This window comes from Subtercola sp. YIM 133946, from assembly GCF_036553535.1.
Lineage (GTDB): Bacteria > Actinomycetota > Actinomycetes > Actinomycetales > Microbacteriaceae > Subtercola.
In genome coordinates, this window is record NZ_JAZHPE010000045.1 from 78,270 (window position 1) to 99,712 (window position 21,443).

At 65.5% G+C, this 21,443-nt stretch carries 21 protein-coding genes; 15 read left to right on the top strand and 6 right to left on the bottom strand.

Going from position 1 to position 21,443, the window contains the following annotated elements:
• Positions 1–7: 7 nt before the first annotated feature.
• Positions 8–697, top strand: coding sequence for a CoA transferase subunit B (locus V3W46_RS14430; RefSeq protein ID WP_331783826.1), 690 nt, complete (start codon positions 8–10; stop codon positions 695–697).
• On the opposite strand, the gene V3W46_RS14435 is transcribed toward V3W46_RS14430, so the two are convergent.
• Positions 686–1,474 (bottom strand): SDR family NAD(P)-dependent oxidoreductase, encoded by a 789-nt coding sequence (locus tag V3W46_RS14435; protein WP_331783827.1) that lies wholly within the window; start codon positions 1,472–1,474, stop codon positions 686–688. The two genes, V3W46_RS14430 and V3W46_RS14435, sit on opposite strands and share 12 nt — an antisense overlap.
• Positions 1,475–1,602: 128 nt before the next feature.
• Between V3W46_RS14435 and V3W46_RS14440 the strand changes: the two genes are divergently transcribed.
• From V3W46_RS14440 to V3W46_RS14490, 11 genes are all read left to right on the top strand, one after another.
• Positions 1,603–2,907 (top strand): C-glycoside deglycosidase beta subunit domain-containing protein, encoded by a 1,305-nt coding sequence (locus tag V3W46_RS14440; protein ID WP_331783828.1) that lies wholly within the window; start codon positions 1,603–1,605, stop codon positions 2,905–2,907.
• A gap of 26 nt (positions 2,908–2,933) precedes the next feature.
• Positions 2,934–4,409 carry a C-glycoside deglycosidase beta subunit domain-containing protein gene (locus V3W46_RS14445; RefSeq protein ID WP_331783829.1) on the top strand — a complete coding sequence of 492 codons (1,476 nt, stop codon included), beginning with the start codon at positions 2,934–2,936 and terminating at the stop codon, positions 4,407–4,409.
• Between the two features lie 299 nt (positions 4,410–4,708).
• Positions 4,709–5,503 (top strand): TIM barrel protein, encoded by a 795-nt coding sequence (locus tag V3W46_RS14450; protein WP_331783830.1) that lies wholly within the window; start codon positions 4,709–4,711, stop codon positions 5,501–5,503.
• Positions 5,500–7,035, top strand: coding sequence for a GMC oxidoreductase (locus V3W46_RS14455; RefSeq protein ID WP_331783831.1), 1,536 nt, complete (start codon positions 5,500–5,502; stop codon positions 7,033–7,035). Before V3W46_RS14450 ends, V3W46_RS14455 begins: the two co-directional genes overlap by 4 nt.
• A gap of 91 nt (positions 7,036–7,126) precedes the next feature.
• Positions 7,127–7,522 (top strand): C-glycoside deglycosidase beta subunit domain-containing protein, encoded by a 396-nt coding sequence (locus V3W46_RS14460; RefSeq protein ID WP_331783832.1) that lies wholly within the window; start codon positions 7,127–7,129, stop codon positions 7,520–7,522.
• Complete coding sequence (locus tag V3W46_RS14465; protein WP_331783833.1) at positions 7,519–8,619, top strand: sugar phosphate isomerase/epimerase family protein; 1,101 nt, start codon at positions 7,519–7,521, stop codon at positions 8,617–8,619. Before V3W46_RS14460 ends, V3W46_RS14465 begins: the two co-directional genes overlap by 4 nt.
• 20 nt (positions 8,620–8,639) lie before the next feature.
• Positions 8,640–9,668: a sugar phosphate isomerase/epimerase family protein gene (locus V3W46_RS14470; protein WP_331783834.1), complete on the top strand. Its 1,029-nt coding sequence runs from the start codon at positions 8,640–8,642 to the stop codon at positions 9,666–9,668.
• 18 nt (positions 9,669–9,686) lie between these two features.
• A complete protein-coding gene (locus V3W46_RS14475; RefSeq protein WP_331783835.1) occupies positions 9,687–10,469 on the top strand; it encodes a nuclear transport factor 2 family protein in 783 nt (260 codons plus the stop codon).
• A 9-nt stretch (positions 10,470–10,478) separates the two neighbouring features.
• Positions 10,479–10,877 carry a C-glycoside deglycosidase beta subunit domain-containing protein gene (locus tag V3W46_RS14480; protein WP_331783836.1) on the top strand — a complete coding sequence of 133 codons (399 nt, stop codon included), beginning with the start codon at positions 10,479–10,481 and terminating at the stop codon, positions 10,875–10,877.
• Positions 10,874–12,061, top strand: coding sequence for a Gfo/Idh/MocA family protein (locus V3W46_RS14485; RefSeq protein ID WP_331783837.1), 1,188 nt, complete (start codon positions 10,874–10,876; stop codon positions 12,059–12,061). The genes V3W46_RS14480 and V3W46_RS14485 overlap by 4 nt, the downstream gene beginning before the upstream one ends.
• Positions 12,062–12,077: 16 nt before the next feature.
• A complete protein-coding gene (locus tag V3W46_RS14490; protein ID WP_331783838.1) occupies positions 12,078–13,082 on the top strand; it encodes a sugar phosphate isomerase/epimerase family protein in 1,005 nt (334 codons plus the stop codon).
• 51 nt (positions 13,083–13,133) lie between these two features.
• Here V3W46_RS14490 and V3W46_RS14495 read toward each other — a convergent pair whose 3' ends face one another.
• Complete coding sequence (locus tag V3W46_RS14495) at positions 13,134–14,027, bottom strand: ThuA domain-containing protein (RefSeq protein ID WP_331783839.1); 894 nt, start codon at positions 14,025–14,027, stop codon at positions 13,134–13,136.
• A gap of 186 nt (positions 14,028–14,213) precedes the next feature.
• Between V3W46_RS14495 and V3W46_RS14500 the strand changes: the two genes are divergently transcribed.
• Genes V3W46_RS14500 through V3W46_RS14510 form a run of 3 tightly spaced genes read left to right on the top strand, consistent with a single transcriptional unit; the run spans position 14,214 to position 17,410 of the window.
• Positions 14,214–15,080, top strand: a complete 867-nt coding sequence (locus V3W46_RS14500; protein ID WP_331783840.1) for a sugar phosphate isomerase/epimerase family protein — start codon at positions 14,214–14,216, stop codon at positions 15,078–15,080.
• Positions 15,077–16,054: a sugar phosphate isomerase/epimerase family protein gene (locus V3W46_RS14505; RefSeq protein WP_331783841.1), complete on the top strand. Its 978-nt coding sequence runs from the start codon at positions 15,077–15,079 to the stop codon at positions 16,052–16,054. Before V3W46_RS14500 ends, V3W46_RS14505 begins: the two co-directional genes overlap by 4 nt.
• A 42-nt stretch (positions 16,055–16,096) precedes the next feature.
• Positions 16,097–17,410, top strand: coding sequence for an MFS transporter (locus tag V3W46_RS14510; protein WP_331783842.1), 1,314 nt, complete (start codon positions 16,097–16,099; stop codon positions 17,408–17,410).
• 98 nt (positions 17,411–17,508) lie between these two features.
• Here the strand turns inward: V3W46_RS14510 and V3W46_RS14515 are convergent, their stop codons facing one another.
• Genes V3W46_RS14515 through V3W46_RS14530 form a run of 4 tightly spaced genes read right to left on the bottom strand, consistent with a single transcriptional unit; the run spans position 17,509 to position 21,438 of the window.
• Entirely contained in the window at positions 17,509–18,300 is a 792-nt protein-coding gene (locus V3W46_RS14515; RefSeq protein WP_331783843.1) for an SDR family NAD(P)-dependent oxidoreductase, read from the bottom strand.
• On the bottom strand, positions 18,297–19,277 hold the full coding sequence (locus V3W46_RS14520; RefSeq protein WP_331783844.1) for a fumarylacetoacetate hydrolase family protein: 981 nt from the start codon (positions 19,275–19,277) through the stop codon (positions 18,297–18,299). The genes V3W46_RS14515 and V3W46_RS14520 overlap by 4 nt, the downstream gene beginning before the upstream one ends.
• The gene (locus V3W46_RS14525) at positions 19,274–20,305 is read right to left on the bottom strand and encodes an amidohydrolase family protein (protein ID WP_331783845.1); all 1,032 of its coding nucleotides are present in this window, start codon (positions 20,303–20,305) and stop codon (positions 19,274–19,276) included. The genes V3W46_RS14520 and V3W46_RS14525 overlap by 4 nt, the downstream gene beginning before the upstream one ends.
• Complete coding sequence (locus V3W46_RS14530; RefSeq protein ID WP_331783846.1) at positions 20,302–21,438, bottom strand: FAD-dependent monooxygenase; 1,137 nt, start codon at positions 21,436–21,438, stop codon at positions 20,302–20,304. Before V3W46_RS14530 ends, V3W46_RS14525 begins: the two co-directional genes overlap by 4 nt.
• Positions 21,439–21,443: the final 5 nt, after the last annotated feature.

Below are 21,443 nucleotides of genomic sequence, written 5' to 3' on the forward strand. Positions count from 1 at the left end.
CAGCACCATGGCCTGGTCACGAGACGAGATGGCAGCGATCGCTGCTCAGGAGCTTCGCGACGGCGAATACGTGAACCTCGGCATCGGCATTCCGACGATGGTCGCGAACCATCTGCCGCCCGGCGTCTCGGTGACGCTGCAGAGCGAGAACGGGCTGCTGGGCATGGGCCCATTTCCGTTCGAGGGTGACGAAGACGCCGACCTCGTCAACGCCGGCAAGCAGACCGTCACCCTCGTCGAGGGCGGCAGCTTCTTCGATTCGGCGACCTCGTTCTCGATGATCCGCGGCGGCCACGTGCAGATCGCGATTCTCGGCGCCCTGCAGGTGGCTGCGAACGGTGACCTGGCGAACTGGACCATTCCGGGCAAGCTCGTGAAGGGCATGGGCGGGGCGATGGATCTCGTGGCCGGCACACCACGGGTGATCGTGATCACCGAGCACACCGCCAAAGACGGCACGCCGAAGGTCGTTGAGCGGTGCGACCTGCCGCTGACGGGGGCGGGTGTGGTGCACCGCATCATCACCGACCTGGCCGTGTTCGACGTGACACCCGACGGCCTCGTGCTGCGCTCTGTCGCCCCCGGCGTGAGCGTCGGTGACCTCGAGGAGAAGACGGGGGCCGCCTTCGCGGTCGCGCTCGACGCCCCGCCCGCGAGCGAGCGCGTCGCCGGCCGAGCGGCCGAGTCAGCCGGGTAGTACCGCCGACCATCCACCGTCGACGACGAGGTTCGCGCCTGTGACGTAGGCTGCCTCGTCTGAGCAGAGGAACAGCGCACACCCCACGACATCGTCGGGTGTTCCGATGCGTTTCAACGGAATGGCCTCGGCGATCGAGGCCATCGGATGATCGTGCGCGAGCAGATCGTTGGCCGTCGCCGGCGTGGCGATCATGCCGGGGCTCACGCAGTTCACCCGGATGCCGTCGGGAGCGCCCTCGGCGGCGAGCTGTTTTGTGAGGGCGACGATGCCGCCCTTCGTCACCGTGTGTGCCACCCGGCTGTTGGTGGTCGACCCGGAGATTCCGGCGGTCGACCCCACGAGCACGACGCGACCGGAGCCGCTTGCCCGCAGGAGCGGCCATGTGTGCTTGAGCGCAAAGAAGACGACATCGAGCTCATTGCGCAGCACGAAATGCCACTCGTCTGCGGTGGTCGATTCGAACGGCGAGAACCGGGTGGCCGCGGCGTTGGCGTAGACGATGTCGACGCGCTGATGGTCGGCCGCGATGCCGGCCGCCCACGCTGCGACAGCAGTCTCATCGCCGAGGTCGAGGGGCGCCGTGCTGACCATCGTTCCGCCGGCGGCGCGAACCAGCTCGAGCGTCTCGGCGTCGCCCGCTGTGTTCAGATCGCAGCCGATTATCGTGGCACCGGCGCGGGCGAATGCCAGGGCGGCCGCTCTGCCCTGGCCGCTGCCCGTGCCGGTGATGACGGCGACCTTGCCCGTCAGGTCGGCGAACGGGCGGGGGTTCACTCGATGCCTCGCGAGGTCGTCTCGGTCATGGCCGCTCCTTTAGAACCTTCTGGGCAGACTTATGTGCAAATGCGACATAAGCATGCTAACGTCATCAGTGTCCCACCCTGACACGAGAGTGAGCAACGATGCTTCTCGAAAGAGACCTCATCCAGTCCGTCGGCTTCCGCAACGTTCGCGACGGTGAGCACGTCACCGGATTCCAGCTGCGCCTGCGCATGCCCTCGTATCGGGGCATGGCCGCCTCGCTCATCGACGGGGTGTCGGTTCGGGTCGGCGACCTCGTCGACGTTCCGGCCGAGGTGCCGCTCTGGACGCTGGAGGGCCAGACCTACACCCTCGACCAGCTGTGGCAGAGCGACGGCGTTCGCTGGCAGCTCGATAACGCGGCCACCGTGACGGTGCCCTTCGAGGGCGGGCTGCCCCAGGGCACCCACCGGGTGTCGATCGAACTGCGTCTGCGCATGTCGTACGTGCCGGAGGAGCACCAGCCCTCGGTGTACCGCGTGACCAGGTTCGTCACGCTCTCGCCCGATGGCGGGGGCTCCCCCTTCCAGTACGGTGTCTCGCTCTACAGCTTCATGTCAGACTTCGGCACCGTTCTCGACCTCGAGACGGCTCTGGCCGCAGTCGCCGACGTCGGCGCGACCGGGGTCGAGATTCTCGGCGAGGGCCACGTCGAGAACTACCCCGAGCCGAGCACGGCGTGGATCGACCGCTGGTTCGCCCTGCTCGATCACTACCGCCTCGAGCCGACCAACTACGGGTCGTGGATCGACACCCGCCTGCACTCCAGCGGCAGCCACGCGCGCCCGATGACCGCCCTCGAGGGCGCCGCCACGGTTCAGCGCGACCTGCGCCTGGCCAAGACGCTCGGCTTCCGGTTCGTTCGGCCGAAGATCGGGGTGGTGTCGAGCGACCTGGTTCCCGACCCGATCTGGACCGAATCGATCGAACGCTCGCTCGACCTCGCGCACGAACTCGACATCGTGATCTGCCCCGAGATCCACTCGCCCACGCCGATCAGGCACCCCGTGGTCGACGACTACATCGGGCTGATCGAGCGCACCGGTACGAAGAACTTCGGACTGCTCATCGACACAGGCATCTTTCAAGACCGACCCATTCCGCTGCGCCCGGGTGAGACGCGCGAGACCCGGCCCGCCTTCCTCGACGGAATCGGTGTCGACCCGGCCGACTTCGCCGACGTGGCCGCCTATGTCGTCTTCATCCAGGCCAAGTTCCACGACATCGACGAGAACCTCGACGACCAGCAGATACCGTGGCGCCCGGTTCTGCAGGCGATCAAAGACGCCGGCTACACGGGATACCTGTCGAGCGAGTACGAAGGCGAGCGCGAACCGTGGCGCTCGATCGAACAGGTTCGACGCCACCACTCCCTCATGCGCACCACCACCGACTCGCTCGCCTGAGAACAACACCCACCACTGGAGAAGACATGCCCAACGGACTCATCGACGACGCCAGCCTGCGCACGCACCCCGACGGGTTCGCGCTTTCACTCACCATTCCGTGGTACCGCAGCCTGTGGCTCTCGTCGGTCTCCACCCTCGGCGTGACGATCGACGGCACGCCGGTCGTTGATGACGATCTCGCCTTCGAGCTCGACGGCACCCGGTATTCGATCGCCGAGCTTCCTGAGCAGAGCGAGGTTCTCTGGTACCTGCAGCAGCACCCGCTGCTGATCGTGCGACGCGATCGAGCTCTCGCCGTCAGCGAGAAGCACGAGGTGGCGATCTCGGGCGAGCTGCGCCTGCCCTACATGCAGATCGCGCCGGGGGCTGATGGTGGCCCCGGCATCTACGTGCCGAACATCGTGCGCCAGACGCTCGAGCTCGAGGTGCGCGAGACGGATGCCGAGCATCCGGTTCTCGTCACCGACGTGGCCGCACCACCGCCCGCCACCGAGCACGATCCCTTCAAGCTGGGCCTGACCCTGTACTCCGCGAGTGCCGAGTTCAGGGCCGGCTGGTTCGACTTCGAAGGACTGCTCGACCGCGTCGCAGAGCTGGGTATCGGGCCGGGCATCGAGATCGTGGCGTCTCAGGTGCTGCCGACGTATCCGGTCGTCTCCGACGAGTTCGTGCGCACCTGGCGGGCCGCCTTCGACAAGCACGGTTTCGACGAGAGCTCGTTCGGGGCGAATCTCGACATGGGGCGCCGGCGCGACCGCGATATGACGCCCGATGAGGAGTTCGAGTTCAGCGAGGTGCTCTTCGAGGGCGCTCACCGTCTCGGCTTCCCGCTCGTTCGAATCCAGAGTGCCAAGCCCGATCTGCTGCGCCGTCTGCTGCCGGTCGCCGAAAAGCTCGACCTGAAGCTGGCTTACGAGATCCACGCTCCGATGGGCCCGAACGCCCCCGAGATCGTCAGGGTGCGCGAGGTGTACGACGACCTCGATTCGCCGCTGCTCGGGTTCGTCGCCGACTTCTCGTCGACGATGCACAGCATGTCGCCGACGCTGCTGCGAGCGGTCGCGCGGGCCGGGCTCGACGAGGCGGCCCTCGACCGGCTGCAGCAGATCTGGGCGACGGATGCGTCGATGCGCGAGCGGCAGGAGGAGTTCATCGGCTATCTGCGCGGGCGCGACTTCGACCCGGGCCGGCTCGGATCGTTCGCCCACCTGGCATTCAACATGCACGGCCACGTCGACCCCTCTGAGTGGTCAGACATCATGCCGCAGATCATGCACGTGCACGCGAAGTTCTACGACATCGACGAGAACGGCGACGAACCCGCGATCGACTACCCCGAACTGGTTCGCGTCTTCGTCGAGGGCGGCTATCGGGGGTACTGGTCGAGCGAATGGGAGGGCCACGCCTTCGCCGAGATCGGCGAGGTCGACCCCCTCGTACTCGTGCGTCGCCAGCACGATCTGATTCGCCGCAGCATGCGGTCGCTGCAGCCCGCCTGAGCACCCGCGGTGCCGACCACCTAGCGGCAACGATGGCGGGGAGAACGACTGCCGTGACGGCCCCAGGGTTATGTCGCATATCGATAATACATATGTGCGTTTCAGGCATAAGAAGTGAGATGATGATGGTGGATCCCGATCTCACAACGGCGACCTCCGACAGCGAAGTCAGAAAGAGTGCACATGGCGCAGCGCCGCTCCCGGTGACGAATCACCGAACATCCGCATGCCCGACCGGCGTCGCCCACTAAACGGCGGCGCGTTTCAATCAGCATCAATCCCCACGAAAAGAGAGCTCTATGTACACCCTCGCGCCCAACATCGAACTTCTGTACACCGAGGCCGGCGACTATCACGATCGTGTACGCGCCGCGGCCGCCGCCGGCTTCACCGCAGTGGAGATGTGGGGCCCCACCGGGGTCGACGCTCCGACCAAACCGAAGGACATTCCCGCGCTGAAGGCGGCGCTCGAGGAGACAGGCACGTCGCTGGTCGCCCAACTGGCCGAGCCCCGTACGCAGTTCATGATTCCGCCGCGCGACCACTCAGCCTTCTATTCCAAGCTCGACGAGGGCGTCGCGATAGCTCAGCAGCTCGGCTGTCCCCGCATCGTTGTCGGCAGTGGAACGGGCTTCGGTGGGTCGAAGCGGCAGACTCAGCTCGACGACCTCGTCGAAATCTACAAGAAGGCGGTCGATCAGATCGACGGCTCGGGTGTGACCCTGGTGCTCGAGCCGGTGAACGTGCGAGTCGACCACCCCGGATCGCTCCTGGACCGCACCTCGGAGGGCGTCTACGTCGCTCGCGGCGTCGACTCACCATTCTTCGGCGTGCTGTACGACATCTATCACTCAGCCGTCGAAGGCGAAGACATGGCCGCTGAACTCGCCAATGGCGGCGAGCTCATCCGTTATGTACAGCTCGCAGACACCCCTGGCCGCGGCGAGCCGGGAACCGGCTCGCTCGACTGGGACGAGCGCCTGGGCCTGCTGCGCGCCGGTGGCTACGACGGTCCGATCGGGCTCGAGTACTACCCCACCACCGAGAGCAATGCCTCTGTCGCCCTCATCCGCGAGGTGGCAGCCCGCATATGACCGGGCGGTACCCAGATGAGGTCGACGTCGCCATTGTCGGCAGCGGGCCGACCGGCTCGGCCTATGCCCGCATCCTGAGCGAAGACAGCCCCGGCCTCACGATCGCCATGTTCGAGGTGGGCCCGACGGTGTCTCAACCGGCCGGCTCGCACGTGAAGAACATCGTCGACGATGACAGTCGATCAGACGCACAGCGCCGTTCAGAAGGTTCGGCACCGGGAGAGGCGACTCTCAACTCGCCTCGCGCCGTCGCCGCAGGTGGGCGGCGCGCGCGCCCCGGCACCTTCCTGCTGCCTGACGGTGACTTCGCGGCCAGCGGCGACGGACTGCCCCTGGCCGCAATGTCGAGCAATGTCGGCGGCATGGGCGCGCACTGGACGGCGGCGTGCCCCCGGCCCGGTGCCAGCGAACGAATCGGGTTTCTCGACGCGACCGGCGAGCTCGACGAGCTGATCGGTCAGGCCGACCGGCTGCTCGGCGTCACCACTGACGCCTTCGACGGTTCGCCGCTCGGCGACCTCCTGCGCGAGCGTCTTGCGGCCGCGGTAGACGAGGGTCGAGCGCCGGCTGCCCGAGTACAGAAGATGCCCCTCGCCGTGCATCGCCGCGAAGACGGCAGGCTGGTGTGGTCGGGTTCCGATGTGGTTCTGGGAGATGAGACTCGGAACAACCCGAATTTCACCCTTTTCGACGAGACGCTTGCTGTGCGCGTTCTCGTCGATGACGGAGTCGCGGTCGGCGTCGAGGTGCACGACCGGCGTACGGGTGAGACGCATGAGGTGCACGCGCGCATTGTCGTCGTCGCAGCTGACGGGCTGCGCACCCCCCAGCTCCTGTGGGCCTCCGGCATACGGCCGACAGCACTTGGCCGTTACCTCAATGACCAGTCGCAGGTCGTCTTTGCCGCCCGCATCACAGGAATCGAAGACCTGCCGGTGCCCGAGGGCCAGAAGGTGGCCGGCACGCTCGGGGAGTCGAGCGGGGTCAGCTGGGTGCCCTTCACCGACGACCTTCCGTTCCATGGCCAGATCATGCAGCTGGATGCTTCTCCTGTTCCCCTGGCAGACGACGACCCCGTCGTTCCCGGCTCCATCGTCGGGCTCGGCCTCTTCTGCGCGAAGGAGCTGAGCGCCGACGACCGGCTCGAGTTCTCTGACGACGCCACCGACAGCTATGGCCTTCCTGCCATCCGGGTGCACTACGCGCTCACCGACGGGGACCGCGAGACGATCGAACGGGCGAAGGCCCAGATCATGACGCTGGCACGGGCTGTGGGTGAGCCTCTCGACGATGCGCCGTTCCAGCTTCCCCTCGGAGCCTCGCTGCATTACCAGGGCACCACCCGCATGGGTGAGACCGACGACGGAACGAGTGTCGTCGGGCCCAACAGCGAGACGTGGGAGGTCGACGGGCTCTACTTGGCGGGCAACAACGTCATCCCGACCGCCACGGCGTGCAATCCCACGCTCACCTCGGTGGCGCTTGCGGTGAAGGGCGCACGAGATATCGTGCATCGCCTCTCGGATCGTTGACTTATGTCGAAAAGCAACAATAGAATGGCTGAATAATGACAAAGATGTCGCCGCCCGTGATGGGCTCTGGCGCGCAGACTAGGAGGTCGCGATGATTCCCGATCGCATCATCGAGCAGAACACCCTGAAGACCGACGGCCAGAAGACCACCGTCGAGGTACGTCTTCCCTGGTACCGATCGCTCCCCGCCGCTTCGGTCTCCGAGGTCGAGTTCAGCGTCGACGGCGTCGCCGCCCCGGCCGAATCGATCCGCTGGACCATGAATGACCGCACCTACACACTGGACGAGCTTGTCGGGGTGATCGACGAGTGGTGGTTCCCCACCGACTCCGTCGTCGTCACGGGAGACATCCCGCTGGCCGACCCGGAGGCAGATCATGAAGTGCGCGTCGCCCTGAAGCTCTTCATCCCCTACATCGTCACCGAACACGGCGTGCTCCGAATCGAAGAGCACAACGAGAAGACCATGAAGGCGGTGGCATCGTGACCGAGCTCGGCACTCCCGTCCAGGGCGTCACGCTCTACAGTTTCACCCGGGCTTTCCATGCCCGCGAGTACGACCTCGAAGGGCTGATTCGTAAAGTTGCCGCGGACAGTCTCGGGCCCGGAGTCGAGATCATCGGTTTCTCGAGCATCCGTGACTTTCCGCATGTCGATGACCGCTTCATCGGATGGCTGAGAGACCTCTTCTCTGAGCTCGACCTGGTGCCCACCTCGTTGGCTGCCAACGGTGACTGGGCGGTCGATCCACGACGCATGATGAGCATCGACGAGGTGGTCGAATACATGACGCCTCAGGTCGAGGCGGCCGCGAAGCTCGGCTTCCCGGTGTCGCGCATCACGCCCACCGGTCTCCCGCCGGAGTTCTTCGAGAAGATGCTTCCCGTGGCCGAGCGCACCGGTGTCACCCTCGCCCTCGAGGTGCACGCGCACCACCACGGCGTGCACGAAGACATCATTCGCTTGCGCGATGCCTTCGAGCGCATCAACTCGCCGCTGCTCGGCTTCACCGCCGACTGGGGTGCCACTGTCACGGGCTTCGCTCCTTCGCTCCTCGAGGCCTACCGTCGTCGTGGCGCCAGCGAACAACTCCTGGCCGACGTGACCAGTCTCTGGAACCAGACATATCAGGAGGGGCCGCCCGAGACCAACGAGCAGCACGGCGAGCGGTTCGGCGCGTTCATCGGTCTCGCGAATCAGCATGGTCGCCCCGACCTCGGTATGGACTTCGCCATCAATGGCACCGGTATGTTCGGCCCTGCCGCGATCGACACGTGGGAAGGTATCGCTCCATGGATCCGCCACGTGCACGGCAAGTTCTTCGGCATCGACGAGAACGGAGAGGAACCGTCGGTTCCCGTGCGTGGCCTCATCCGCTTCCTCATCGAGCACGGCTACAGCGGTGCGATCTCGAGCGAGTACGAGGGCTGGCACTGGAACTACTGGGAGAGCCCCTTCGACATCGTTCGCGGCGAGCACGCCGTGCAGCGATCTGCGGCGATCGACGCCGGTTCTCGTATGATCACCGACCCCGCCGAGGCGCGATCGATTCTCTCGACCCATCTCGCTCAGCCCATTCGCTGAGCCGACAGAAAAGACAGACCATGGCAGATGGAATCGCCGGTACCGGCATCAAACTCGGCATCACGCTCTACTCCCTGACAAGCGAGTTCGCTGCGGGACTCTACACCCCCGAGACGCTCATCAAAGCGGCGGCCGAGTACAACCTCGGCCCCGGCGTCGAGTTCAACTTCGCCCAGATGCTGCGTACCTACCCCGATGTCGACGACGCGTTCACCAAGCTCTGGTTCGACAGTCTCGAGAAGTACGGCCTCGAGGCCAGCGCGGTCGGCACCAATCTCGACATGGGGCGCCGCAAGGGCCACGACATGTCGCCCGATGAAGAGTACGAGTTCCTGGCGCGTCAGCTGAAGTCGGCGCACACTCTCGGTTTCAAGAAGATCGTCATCCGTTCGGCCGGAAAGGAGTTGCTTCGCAGCCTGCTGCCGCTGGCCGAGAAGTACGACCAGAAGCTCGGCTACGAGATTCACGCTCCTTCGGGGCCGAACGACCCCAAGGTGCTCGAGATCCGCGAGGTCTATGACGAGCTCGAAAGCGACCGGCTCGGTTTCACTGCCGACTTCTCGTCGACGATGCACAGCCTTTCACCCACTCTGCTGCGAACACTGCGTCAGATGGGAATGCCAGAAGAGTATTTCTCTGTCATGAACGAGATCTGGCATGAGCCGACTCCGATGCACGTGCGCAACCAGAAGTTCGAAGACTTCCTGACCAGTGAGAACTTCGACTTTGCACGACTCGGTCCGTTCACGCGCCTGGCGTTCAACATGCACGGACTGGTCCCCGCCGAGGAGTGGCTCGACATCATGCCGCAGATCTTCCACGTGCATGCCAAGTTCTACGACATCGACACCGAGGGCAACGAGCCCGCCATGGACATTCCGCTCATCGTGCAGCAGTTCGTCAAGGGCGGCTACCAGGGGTACCTCTCGAGCGAGTGGGAAGGCCACGCCTTCTCCGACCTCGGCGAATCCGACCCGATCGATCTCGTTCAGAAGCAGCACGCGCTCATGAGGCGCGCAATCGAAGAGTCCGTGGCCGTCACGGCCTGAGAAACGAAGGTACAGAACATGACAGACACCACGACAGACGTCACCGTCGCCGAACTGGCCGAGGAGGTCGCCCGCCTCCGTGAGGAGCTCGCCGGCGCCACTCGGCTCGCACAGCGGGCCGAGGATCGCGGTCAGGTCGAGAACCTGTTCAGCCGGTACATGTACCTGCACAACGCGTTCCAAGACGAGCAGATCATCCCGCTCTGGGTCAAGGAGGGCACGGAGGGCATCCGGGCCCGCTACACCAACGCCGGCCAGTACAACACCTGGGAGAGCGTGACTCGCTACCACCGGGACCGCCCCAGCCCGGTCGGCAAGCTCATTCTGCACGCGACCACCACCCCCGTCATCGAGGTCGCGGCCGACGGCAAGACCGCCAAGGGTGTGTGGCTGATGGCAGGCACCGAATCGGGGTTGACCGACCCCGAGGTCGCCAAGGCATTCCCCGACATGTATTCGCCCGACGAAGTGCTGGGCAAGAAGGTGTGGGCCCACTGGGTGTGGTGCAAGTACGCCATCGACTTTCTCAAGCAGGACGGCGAGTGGAAGTTCTGGAAGTTCCGCTGCTACGAATTGGCCCGCGCTCCGTTCGAGGAGAACTGGGTCAGCTTCGGCGTGAAGAACCAGGGCGCCTTCGACCTCGACCTGATGTACTTCGGCGATGACGGCAAGCCCGTCTTCATGCCCCCGGCTGACGAGCCGGCACCCGAGCTCAACTACCCCTACAACCCCGAGACGGTGCAGAAGCTCGAGCCGGTACCGCCCGTGGCTCACGACACCTTCGAAGACACCTTCAAATAAGGATCACTGATGGCAACTCACAACACGCTCTTCGCCGACAAGGATGTGCGCCGGGTCGACGGGGGCATCGCCGTCTCGGTGCAGCTCCCGTGGTATCGGAGCCTCTGGCTCTCGGCGGTCGACAACGTCGACGTGATCGTGAACGGAACGCCGATCGAGAAGGATCGACTGCGGTTTGAGCTCGGCGGCAGGAGCTACCGCATCGAGGAACTGCCCGAGCAGTGGGACACCCTCTGGTTCGTGGCCGACCGCCCCGACATCGTGATCTCGCTCGACGACGTGCCCGCCGCCGGGCAGAGAATTACGGTCGAGGTGGTACTCACGTTGCGCCTGTTCTACATGCAGATCGCCCCGGGGCGCTACGTGACGAACCGCGTTCCTGTCGAGCGCGAGGTCGTGCTGGCATGAGCCTGCGGGTTGCCCTCATCGGCTATGGGTTTATGGGAGCGGCCCACTCAGTCGGCTGGCGCCAGGCACCGGCCGTGTTCGATCTCCCCGACGACGTGGAGATGGCGGTGATCGTCGGCCGGAACGGGCCGGCGGTCGCCGAAGCCGCCGCGAAGTGGGGCTGGGCCGAGTCGGCCACCGACTGGCGGGAAGTGATCGCCCGTGACGACATCGACATCGTCGACATCGTCACGCCGGGTGACTCGCACGCCGAGATCGCGATCGCCGCCCTGGAGGCCGGTAAGCACGTGCTCTGCGAGAAGCCTCTCGCGAACTCGGTGGAGCAAGCGGAGCGCATGGCCGAGGCCGCGCGCGTCGCCGCGGAGCGAGGCGTCTTCGCCACCGTCGGGTTCACCTACCGCCGGGTGCCGGCCGTCACTCTGTTCCGCGACCTGATCGCGGCGGGAAAGGTCGGGAAGGTGCAGCAGGTGCGTGCCGCCTACCGACAGGACTGGCTGGTCGACCCCGAGATGCCGTTGGCGTGGCGGCTGCAGAAGGAACACGCCGGGTCGGGTGCGCTCGGCGACATCGGCGCTCACATCATCGACATGACGCAGTTCGTCACCGGGCAGACGGTCGATGCCGTGTCGGGAGTCGTCGAGACCATCGTGAAACGGCGTCCGCTGCAGGGTGAGGGATCTGGACTCTCCGGCACGGCGGCCGAGGGGTACGGCGAGGTTACGGTCGACGACGTGGCGTTGTTCGCCGGCCGGCTCTCGAACGGTGCGCTCGTCTCGTTCGAAGCGACGCGCTTCGCGACGGGCCGGAAGAACGCGTTGACGCTCGAGGTCTCAGGCGACGAAGGCTCGCTGGTCTTCGATCTCGAAGATCTCAACGTCCTCGGTTTCTACGACCGCACGGCGCCGGAGCAGCTGCAGGGCTTCACCAAGATCCTCGTCACCGAGGGAGTGCATCCCTACATCTCGGCGTGGTGGCCGGCCGGTCACATTCTCGGCTACGAGCACGGCTTCGTGCACCAGGCGAAAGACGTCGTCGAAGGCATCGCGAAGGGGGTGGCAGCGCATCCGACCTTCGAAGAGGGCCTCACCGTGCAGAAGGTGCTTGCTGCCGTCGAGAAGAGCTCGGCCGAACAATCGCGCTGGGTCGCGACCGAGGCCGCCGTCGGCACGCCCGCCGACAACTGACGAAGGAGAACGCGAAATGGCACGACCGATCACTCTGTTCACGGGCCAGTGGGCCGACCTGCCTTTCGAGGAGGTGGCACGGCTCGCGGGGGAGTGGGGCTATGACGGCCTCGAGATCGCCTGTTGGGGCGACCATATCGATGTGGCGAGATGGGATGACGCGGAGTACGTGCAGAGCCGCCTCGACATTCTCGAGAAGAACGGGCTGAAAGTCTGGGCGATCTCCAACCACCTCACCGGGCAGGCGGTCTGCGACGACCCGATCGACCAGCGTCACCGCGACATCCTCTCAGACCGGGTGTGGGGCGATGGAGACCCGGAGGGTGTGCGCCGACGTGCAGCCGAAGATCTGAAGAACACAGCGCGTTTCGCTGCGAAGCTCGGTGTGAAGACGGTCAACGGATTCAGCGGCTCGAGCATCTGGAAGTACGTGGCGATGTTCCCGCCCGCCTCCGACGAGATGATCGAGGCCGGCTACGCCGACTTCGCAGAGCGGTGGAATCCCATCCTCGATGTGTTCGACGAGGTGGGGGTGCGATTTGCGCTCGAGGTGCACCCGTCAGAGATCGCCTACGACTACTGGACGGCGAAGCGTGCGCTCGAGGCGATCGGCGATCGGCCGAGCTTCGGCTTCAACTTCGACCCCTCGCACTTCGTCTGGCAGCAGCTCGACAGCGTCGCTTTCGTTCTCGACTTCGCCGATCACATCTTCCATGTGCACGTCAAGGAGTCTGTGACGAATCTCGACGGACGGAACGGCGTGCTCGGGTCTCACCTGCCGTGGTCGAACCCCCGCCGTGGTTGGACGTTCGTATCGACCGGACACGGGGCTGTCGAGTGGGAGCCACTGTTCAGGGCCCTCAACTACATCGGCTATGAGGGCCCGACCAGCGTCGAATGGGAGGACGCCGGCATGGACCGGCTCGTCGGAGCGCCCGAGGCTCTCGCGTTCGTCAGAAAGCTGGCGGAGATCACCCCGCCGCACGCCGCCTTCGACTCAGCCTTCTCGACCAAGAACTGAACCCCGCCAGAGGGGCCGCCGGTGTCGTGAGCCGGTGGCTACTCCGGCGGTTCAGTTGCCGAGCGGCCGAGCTGCATTGTCTCCGTAATAGGGCCAGATGCGCCATCGTCGCTCACCCGACCGGTCAGCTGGGCCCAGCGTGACGGACCCGGTGGCCGCCCATTCCGACCCACGCACAAGTACTGTCATGAATTCACTCTTGCGAAAGGTGTCGTGGTCGTGGCCGAGCGTGATCGTGAACGAGCGGCCTGCGCCCCACTCGTTGATCCAGGCGACGGCCTGATGCTGGTCGATTCCAGGCAGATCCTTCAGACCGCCGGGCGGAACAGTGACCGGCGTGTGGGCTTTCGGCCACCCGGCCTCGACGTAGGTTTCGACGTCGTCGAAGATCGTCAGCAGGGTCTGTGCGCCTGGCAGCAACTGGGCACCCATCAGAATGTCATCATTGTGCACCGTCCAGCTCTCGGCGATTCCCGCGGTGATGGCATGTCGCGGCTCCGTCGTGTGCACCAGCACCTCGCCGCCGTTCGGCCGGGGCCGAAGCCCGTAGGCCGCGGCGAACCGTGCCCCGCGCATCTGCTCGTATTCCTCGGGATACCCCCACTCCGGCTCCTGCACCGACGAGCCGTGAAACCAGACGATGCCCTTTCCGCTTGCGCGCACCGCCTCGATGAGGGCGGTGTCGGTGTTGGCGCCGAATCCGGTGGCGACGTCGAAGTAGTCATCGCGACCCTCGAAGATCACGAAGATCAGATCGTAACGGTCGATGATCTCTGGGCCGACCCCCCTGAAGTCCTCCATGACGCGCACGCTGAAGCGGCCGGTCGACTCCAGAAGGGTGGTCACCAATTGGTTGTGCAGGCGAAAGCTGCGGTGTTCGTTGTGGTGCTCGCGCGACATGTGGCCCGACGCGATGAGCACACGGATGAGAGCCTGAGACGTCATGAGATTCCTTCCAGCACATCTTTGTGGCCAGTTCACTTCTGCCTACAATCTACCTGCTAAAGTCGAATTCAGTAATAAGTCGATTCGTCCATAGAGAGGACAGCCACGATGAAGTGGAGCTACATGGACCACTGGCGCAGCCAATCGCCCCACGGCCCCATCGATCAGTGGGAATCGCGAACCACCATGGATCGGTTTCTCAAGCAGGTCGCGGCTGTCGGCTACGACGCGATCGACACGTTCGACTTTCGCTGGTACCAGATCATGGGCGAGTACGGTTCGGTGGCGAACTACCAGGAGTTCGTGCAGGAGCGAGGGCTCGACCGCATCGTCAACACCTTCCACGCGGCGGATTACGACACCCGCACGTACGCCCCGCACATTCGAGAGACTCACGCGAACATTCTCGAAGACTTCCGCGTGACGATGGACAGATGGTCGGGCATCCGGCTCGACAACATCATCGTGATGCCGGCGACCCTGTACTACGACATGGAACCGGTCACAGAGGACAAACTCAAGATCACCGCCGAACTGTGGAACAAGGTCGGCGCCATCACTGCCGACGCCGGAGTCAAGCTCACGTGTCACCACGAGTTCTTCTGCGGCATCCAATCGCGCTGGGAACTCGACACGTTCTACGCCCACACCGACCCGCAGTTCGTGAATCTGTTCGTCGACACGGCGCAGCACTGCATCGCCTCGGTCGACCCGATCGAGTTCTACGAGTCGTACGCCGACCGCGTCTCGGGATTCCACTTCAAAGACACGCGAAACCACGACCTCATCGGTGATTACAAGCGCCGGCCCGACTCGGAGATCATGGCGCGTACGACCGAGCGGTGGTTCTACGAGATGGGCGACGAAGACGGCCTCGTCGACTTCGAGAACTTCATTCGGGCCGTCGCCCGGCACGGATTCGAGGGTTACCTCAGCGTCGAGCACGACAAGGCCAACAAGCTCGGAGGCGACCACGCAGAGAGCACCGCGATCGCTGCCTGGTACGCAAAGAACGTGCTCGAGCGTGTAGCAGCAGAGGAGGTTGCGCGATGATCCGCTGGAGCTACGCCATCAACCAGTTCAAGCCCCAGTTCGACGACTTCACGCGTCGACGGGATCACCTGCGGGCACTGCGGGTGATTGCGGCCTCCGGGTTCAGCGGCGTCGAGCTGAATGCCGGATCCGGTCGGTGGGAGCCGCTCGGCAACCCGCAGCAGATGGCGGCGAACTTCGGTTCGGTTGCCGGCTTCAGCACATTCGTGAGCGAAGCCGCCCTCGACGGAGTCAGTAGTTGGTTCTGGGATCCGTCGATGCGCCTGCAGGAGGATCTGACGCACGGCGACGACCCGACGCAGCCGGAGGGACGCGACGGCCTCGTCGCGCACGCACGGATGTTCTCCTCGGCGCTGGCTGAGCTGGGCGGCGACGTGCTCGTGGTGCGCCCAGCGCCATCGATGGGTGACCGCACACTCGACGACACCGCCATGACGGCGCTCGCCGAGTCGTGGAATGCGGTGGCCGCGGCTGTCGCCGCCGATGGAATCCGCCTTGCCCTTCATTTCGACTTCCTGTCGCCCCTGCGGGCAGACGACGGGCTCGAACGCCTTCTCGCCGCAACCGATTCGTCGGTGGGCCTGGCCCTCGATACGGCGGAGTTCACGGTCGCCGGGCTCGATCCCGTCGCGTTCTACCAAGCACACGCCGACCGTGTCACCCACGTACACCTCAAGAACGCTGCTGCGGTCGACGACCTCGGCGAGTACACGTTCCCGGCGCCGGAATTCACCGTTCTGCGGGCCGGCGGCTCGCGCGCGGTGCCGAGGTGGTTCACTGAGCTGGCCACCGAACCACTGCTCGTCGACGCCCCTGGCTTCGTCAGCGCGCTGGTCGAGCACAGGTACGACGGGTGGGTCGTGGTTGAGAGCGACCTGAGCCCGCATCCTCCGACCAGCACCATGCTCAATGGCTGGGAGGTGCGGTACGTGCTCGGCCCGATCTCAGCCGATCGTGCTGGGGCCCGACTCTGAGCGGCTGCGCGTCGAGCTGATCTGACGCAGAAGGGTTCGCCCGTGGCATCACGAGGGTCAAAGCTTCGTTCGCACTTGGTCGACATCTCCCCGCTTCGAGAGAGTCCCGCCTTCGCGCGGCTCTTCGTAGGGGAGGCCATCTCTGCGATCGGTGCGCAGATGACCATCGTCGCGGTCGGCCTGCAGATCTACAACGCCACGCGGTCGACATTCGATGTCGCTCTGTTGGCGGCGTTCGCCCTCGTGCCGATGGTCGTATTCGGTCTCTATGGTGGTGTACTCGCAGACACGTTCGATCGCCGCAGGGTCGCGCTGGTCTCGGCGATCGTCGCGTGGGCGGCGACGGTCGTCATCGCGGTGCTGGCCTGGGTCGACCTCAGCCTGATCTGGCCGCTCTACATCCTTGTCACCGTCAATGCCGTTGCGACGACGGTCGTGGGGGCAACCAGGCAGGCGATCGCTCCGCGAATCCTGCCGACGCGCCTCCTGCCGGCAGCCGCTGCCCTGGTGGGCATCAGCATGGGACTCGCGATCACGGTCGGTCCGGCCATTGCAGGGCTGCTGGTCGCCGGTATCGGCATACCGTGGGCGTACACGATCGACGCCGTTCTGTTCGTGTTCGCGTTTGTCGGCATCGCCAGCCTGCCTCGGATCATGCCTGACGGCGGGCCGGGCCGGGCCGGCCTGAGAGCGCTGGTCGATGGAGTCACGTTTCTTCGCAAGGCCCCGAACATCCGCGTCTCTTTCGGCGTCGACATCGTGGCTATGATCTTCGGCCAGCCCCGTGCGTTGCTACCCGCCGTCGGCGCGGTGCTCATCGGAGGCGGCGCGGTGACGGTGGGGCTGCTCATCGCCGCGGGTGCCGTGGGCGCGCTGCTCAGCGGACTGTTCTCCGGCAGCTTGACCGGCCGACGGTGGCAGGGCCGAATCGTCGGGCATGCGATCGTGGTCTACGGCTGGTGCATCTTCGCCTTCGGTGTCGTGCTGCTGGCACAGCAGCTGATCGTAGGCGAGGCGAACGGCACTGTTGTTCTGCCTGTGCAGCTTCCTGCGCTCATTCTGGCGATCGTCTTTCTCGCCGGCGCCGGCGCGGCTGACAACATCGGTGGCATCTTTCGCGGAACGATTCTGCAGGCGGCGGCCCCAGACGACATGCGGGGCCGTCTGCAAGGTATCTTCACCGTCGTCGTCACGGCCGGCCCTCGTCTGGGCGATCTCTACGTCGGAGTGCTGACTCTCGGAGCGGTTCTCTGGCTGCCGCCGTTGGTCGGAGGGATTGCCATCGTCGTGCTCATCACGGTCATGATCAGGGTCACCTCGTTCCGTCGTTACGACGCCCTGAACCCGACACCCTGAACCCGACACCCTGACGCAGCACGCTCTCGTGCACGGTAGGCCAGCCGGGGCATGTCGGGGTGAGTGTGCTCCTCGTGCCGGTCAACCCACTGAGTTCCTCAGGTTGCTGCACGAATCGAATCGGACATGAACTTCACCGCTCCGCCTGAGGCGAATCCACCGTCGATGGCGAGTTCGGCGCCCGTGATGTAGCTCGATGCGTCTGACAGCAGGAACGCCACTGCCGAGGCCACATCTGAGGGCGTACCGAGCCGTTCCAAGGGGGTGAGGGCGAGCTGTGCCGTCGTCATGGCGGCGGGGGCCTTCGCCATGAACGCCGTCTCGATGTACCCGGGGTGCACGATGTTGGATCGGATGCCGCGATCACCGAACTCCACGGCCGCCACCGCCGACAGACCCCGAAGGGCCCACTTGCTCGCCGTGTATGCAGCGGTGTAGTGCGGAGTCACCGCGGCAGACGAACCGACGTTCACAATTGCCGAGCCACGCGTCATCAGGGGCAGCATCGCTTGTATGCCGAGCATCGCACCTGTCAGATTGACGCTCAGAACCCGATTCCAGTCGTCGAGCGCCAACTCGCCGAGCCGACCTCTGAAGGGAATGCCTGCGTTGTTGACCAGCCCGCGAACGGTGTCGCCGGCCAGCTCGTCTGCAAGAGCGCCCCACCCCTCGGTCGACGACACATCGAGCGCGACGTACCGAACGCTGCCCGCGCCCGACGTGCCCAGTTCGGCGAGTTCGGCGGTGGGCTCAGCGGCGAGGTCGGTCGCGATGACGTGGGCCCCGTTCTCAGCGAGCACGCGGCACTCGGCGAAACCCTGCCCGCCCGCCGCGCCGGTGACCACCACGACCTGCGCGTCGAGCCCCGGAAGAAGTAGCGAGCCGGTCACGGCACGCGCACCCGAGATCGCGAACGCGTGCGCGCGGCGAGAACAGGCGGCAGCGGCTCGCTCGCGACCAGCGTGTTCTCGATCCGGCCGATACCTTCGACCTCCATCGACACGGTGTCGCCCGCAGTGAGCGGGGGTGGCGTCTGGCTGCCCACTCTGCCCCAGAGCTCGGCCAGGCATCCGGTGCCCGATGTTCCCGAGCCCAGAACGTCACCGGGCACGATGCGTGAGCCGCGTGCGGCATACGCCACCAGCTCGGCGAACGGCCAGCCCATGTTGGAGAGCAGGTCACGGCCGAATTCGACGCCGTTGATCGAGACAGACATCTGGATGGGCAGAAAGCCCTCGTCGTCGTGCAGATCTTCGAACTCGTCGGCGGTTACGATCCACGGCCCGATCGTCGAGGCGAAGTCTTTGCCCTTGCACGGGCCGAGGCTGACCTTCATCTCTCGGCGTTGCAGATCGCGTGCCGACCAATCGTTCAGAATCATGTAGCCGAAGATGTGCTGGTGGGCCTGCTCGGGTGTGAGGTCGCTGCCGGAGCTGCCCTCGACTGCGCCGACCACCGCGGCCACCTCGAGTTCGAAGTCGATTCCCGCGCTGTCTGCGGGAACCGGAACCGACTCCCCGGATGCGCGCAGGGTGTGGGGATTGGTGAAGTAGAAGGTCGGCGCTTGGTACCACTCGGCCACGACGCCACCCGTCTCGCCACTGACACTCTTGACGACGCCTTCGACGTGTTCCTCGAATGCTACGAAGTCGCGCACAGAGGGCGGCTGCAGGGGAGTGGTCAGAACGACCTCGTCGATCGGTGTTCCCGGTGTATCCGCGATCGCCGTCGCCGCCAGGTCGAGCGCCGCAGTCAGCCCCGACTGAAGAACCTGGAGCATGGGCACCCCGGCGAAGGGGTGCACTCGCCCGTCGTGGATCACTCCGGTCTCGAGGGTTCCTTCTCGGAACCAGCGCGCGAGCTTCATGACTCGATCCCCAGTCTCAGGATCAGTGCCGTGGCACCCGCGATCGCGTCGCTGGTCGCTTCGTCGAGCCCGGCACCGCGTAGGTCGGCGAGCGGATCATCGGTTCCCATGTCGAAGGGGTAGTCCGATCCGAGCACCACACGGTCTGCGCCGACCGCATCGACCAGCACGGCGAGCCCGGCGGCGCTGTGCACGAGGCTGTCGAAGTAGAGCATCCGGAGGTAGGTCGACGGAGCGTTCTTCGGAACCTTCGCCTCTGGCCGGGCTCGCCAGGCGTGGTCGCTCCGGCCGATGTAGGTCGGCAGGTAGCCACCGCCGTGCGAGGCGATGAGAACCAGGTCGGGATGCCGGTCTAAGACACCCGAGAAGATGAGCTGCGAGAGGGCGACGGCGTTCTCGGCGGGCTGGCCGACGGTGTTCGAGAGGTAGAAACGGTCGAGACGCTCGTCGAGAGAGCATCCGAATGGGTGAAGGAAGACCACCGCGTCGAGTTCGACCGCGCGAGCCCAGAACGGCTCGAGGCGTTCGTCTGAGAGGTCGATCGGGTGACCCCCGGCGGGATCCGGTGCGAAGGAGGAGATCTCGACGCCACGCAGGCCGCACTCCAGCACCGCATGTTCCAGCAGCGCGACCGCGAGGTGCGGGTGCTGCAGCGCGATGAGGCCCAGGCCGACGAGACGGTCGGGTGCCTCGGCGACGAGATCCCGAACAGCCGTGTTGGCGAGCTGTGCGACTTCGACCGCGGCTTCTGCAGCCAGGAACGGGTAGTAGTGCGAGGGCGAAGGAGACACGACCTGAACGTCGATGCCGGTACGATCCATGTCGCTGAGCCGGCGACTCAGCACCGTCAGCTGCTCCATCCGGGCGCCGACCATCGCACCCGACGCCTGAAGGGATTCCGGCCCGTTACGGAGGGCCTCCAGTGCCTGGTGGGCGGCAAGGCCCTCGGGGTCGAGCCGGGCGACAGCTGCACCCAGCTGCGGAAAGATCGCGTGCGCGTGAACGTCGATCGTCGGAGTGGCGCTCATGCGGGCTGGCTCACAATCCCGGCGATCCGGCCCATCAGCGCGGGCACGTCGGCCTCACGATTGTGATCGAGCAGCCACTGGCCGAGTTGGACCGAGGCGTCGACGACCTCTCTGGCCCGCTCCAACCGCCTGGCGGTGAACGCCTGCCAGAGCGCGTCGTCGACCTGGTCTGCCGCGAGCAGCAGTTCGGCCAGAACGGTGGCATCCTCCAACCCCTGTGCCGCCCCCTGGGCGAGCGTGGGCGGGCACGAGTGCGCCGCATCTCCGATGATCACGAGTCGCCCACGATTCCAGGGGCCGTCGACGAGGTGCGTCTCGAAGAAGGTGTAGTTGATCGGTCGATCGGGCGTGATGTACTGCCGGATCTCGTCCCACGGGCCGTGATACGACTCGCTCAGTGAGCGGAACAGCGTCGCGCGCTCTTCATTCGTCAGCTCGAAGTTCGCCGCCGACGCGTCTTCCACGATGTACGCATACAGTGAGTTCTCGCCCGTCGGGCAGTACGAGGCGATGTACTGCGGGCCGCCGTAGGTGAGGTCGGTTCGGGTGATGCTTGCGGGGCGCGGTGTGAAGATCCGCCAGATCGCCATGCCGGTCGATTTCGGCTCTTCGGTGATGCCCATGATCTGCCGAACGCGGGAATGCAGACCGTCTGCCCCGATGACGAGATCGTAGCGTTCGGTCGATCCGTCACCGAAGGTGACTGTGACGCCGTCGCCTTCATCGGTGGCGTCTCTCAACTCTGTTCCGAGCCGCACGTTCACGCCGGCAGCGAGGGCTCGGTCGAACAGGATCTCGGCGAGATCGGGCCGGGGCATGCCGAGCACCGCCGGCAGATCGGGCCCGCCGGTGCGGGCATCCTTAACCTCGCCCACCAGGGTGCCGGCAGGGTCTGGCGCGCGGATGCCCGTCACATTGAAGCCGTACCCTCGAGCCGACACTTCATCCCAGACGCCCAACTCGCGGAGAACGCGCAGCGCGTTGCCCTGAAGAGTGATGCCGGAGCCGAGGCCCGCGATCTGCTGTTTCTGTTCGATGAGGTCGACCTGCACTCCGCCGTCGGCGAGGAAGATCGCCACGGCTTCGCCGGCGACGCCGGCGCCGACAACAAGGACTCGTTCAACTGCGGGCATGTGTG

Bases quoted from the DNA above. Each gene is read 5' to 3' on its own strand.
- V3W46_RS14525 (WP_331783845.1), bottom strand. From the start codon at position 20,305: ATGAGCGCCACTCCGACGATCGACGTTCACGCGCACGCGATCTTTCCG.
- V3W46_RS14480 (WP_331783836.1), top strand. From the start codon at position 10,479: ATGGCAACTCACAACACGCTCTTCGCCGACAAGGATGTGCGCCGGGTC.
- V3W46_RS14505 (WP_331783841.1), top strand. From the start codon at position 15,077: ATGATCCGCTGGAGCTACGCCATCAACCAGTTCAAGCCCCAGTTCGAC.
- V3W46_RS14440 (WP_331783828.1), top strand. From the start codon at position 1,603: ATGCTTCTCGAAAGAGACCTCATCCAGTCCGTCGGCTTCCGCAACGTT.
- V3W46_RS14530 (WP_331783846.1), bottom strand. From the start codon at position 21,438: ATGCCCGCAGTTGAACGAGTCCTTGTTGTCGGCGCCGGCGTCGCCGGC.
- V3W46_RS14490 (WP_331783838.1), top strand. From the start codon at position 12,078: ATGGCACGACCGATCACTCTGTTCACGGGCCAGTGGGCCGACCTGCCT.
- V3W46_RS14430 (WP_331783826.1), top strand. From the start codon at position 8: ATGGCCTGGTCACGAGACGAGATGGCAGCGATCGCTGCTCAGGAGCTT.
- V3W46_RS14445 (WP_331783829.1), top strand. From the start codon at position 2,934: ATGCCCAACGGACTCATCGACGACGCCAGCCTGCGCACGCACCCCGAC.
- V3W46_RS14485 (WP_331783837.1), top strand. From the start codon at position 10,874: ATGAGCCTGCGGGTTGCCCTCATCGGCTATGGGTTTATGGGAGCGGCC.
- V3W46_RS14500 (WP_331783840.1), top strand. From the start codon at position 14,214: ATGGATCGGTTTCTCAAGCAGGTCGCGGCTGTCGGCTACGACGCGATC.
- V3W46_RS14470 (WP_331783834.1), top strand. From the start codon at position 8,640: ATGGCAGATGGAATCGCCGGTACCGGCATCAAACTCGGCATCACGCTC.
- V3W46_RS14475 (WP_331783835.1), top strand. From the start codon at position 9,687: ATGACAGACACCACGACAGACGTCACCGTCGCCGAACTGGCCGAGGAG.
- V3W46_RS14520 (WP_331783844.1), bottom strand. From the start codon at position 19,277: ATGAAGCTCGCGCGCTGGTTCCGAGAAGGAACCCTCGAGACCGGAGTG.
- V3W46_RS14450 (WP_331783830.1), top strand. From the start codon at position 4,709: ATGTACACCCTCGCGCCCAACATCGAACTTCTGTACACCGAGGCCGGC.
- V3W46_RS14455 (WP_331783831.1), top strand. From the start codon at position 5,500: ATGACCGGGCGGTACCCAGATGAGGTCGACGTCGCCATTGTCGGCAGC.
- V3W46_RS14460 (WP_331783832.1), top strand. From the start codon at position 7,127: ATGATTCCCGATCGCATCATCGAGCAGAACACCCTGAAGACCGACGGC.
- V3W46_RS14495 (WP_331783839.1), bottom strand. From the start codon at position 14,027: ATGACGTCTCAGGCTCTCATCCGTGTGCTCATCGCGTCGGGCCACATG.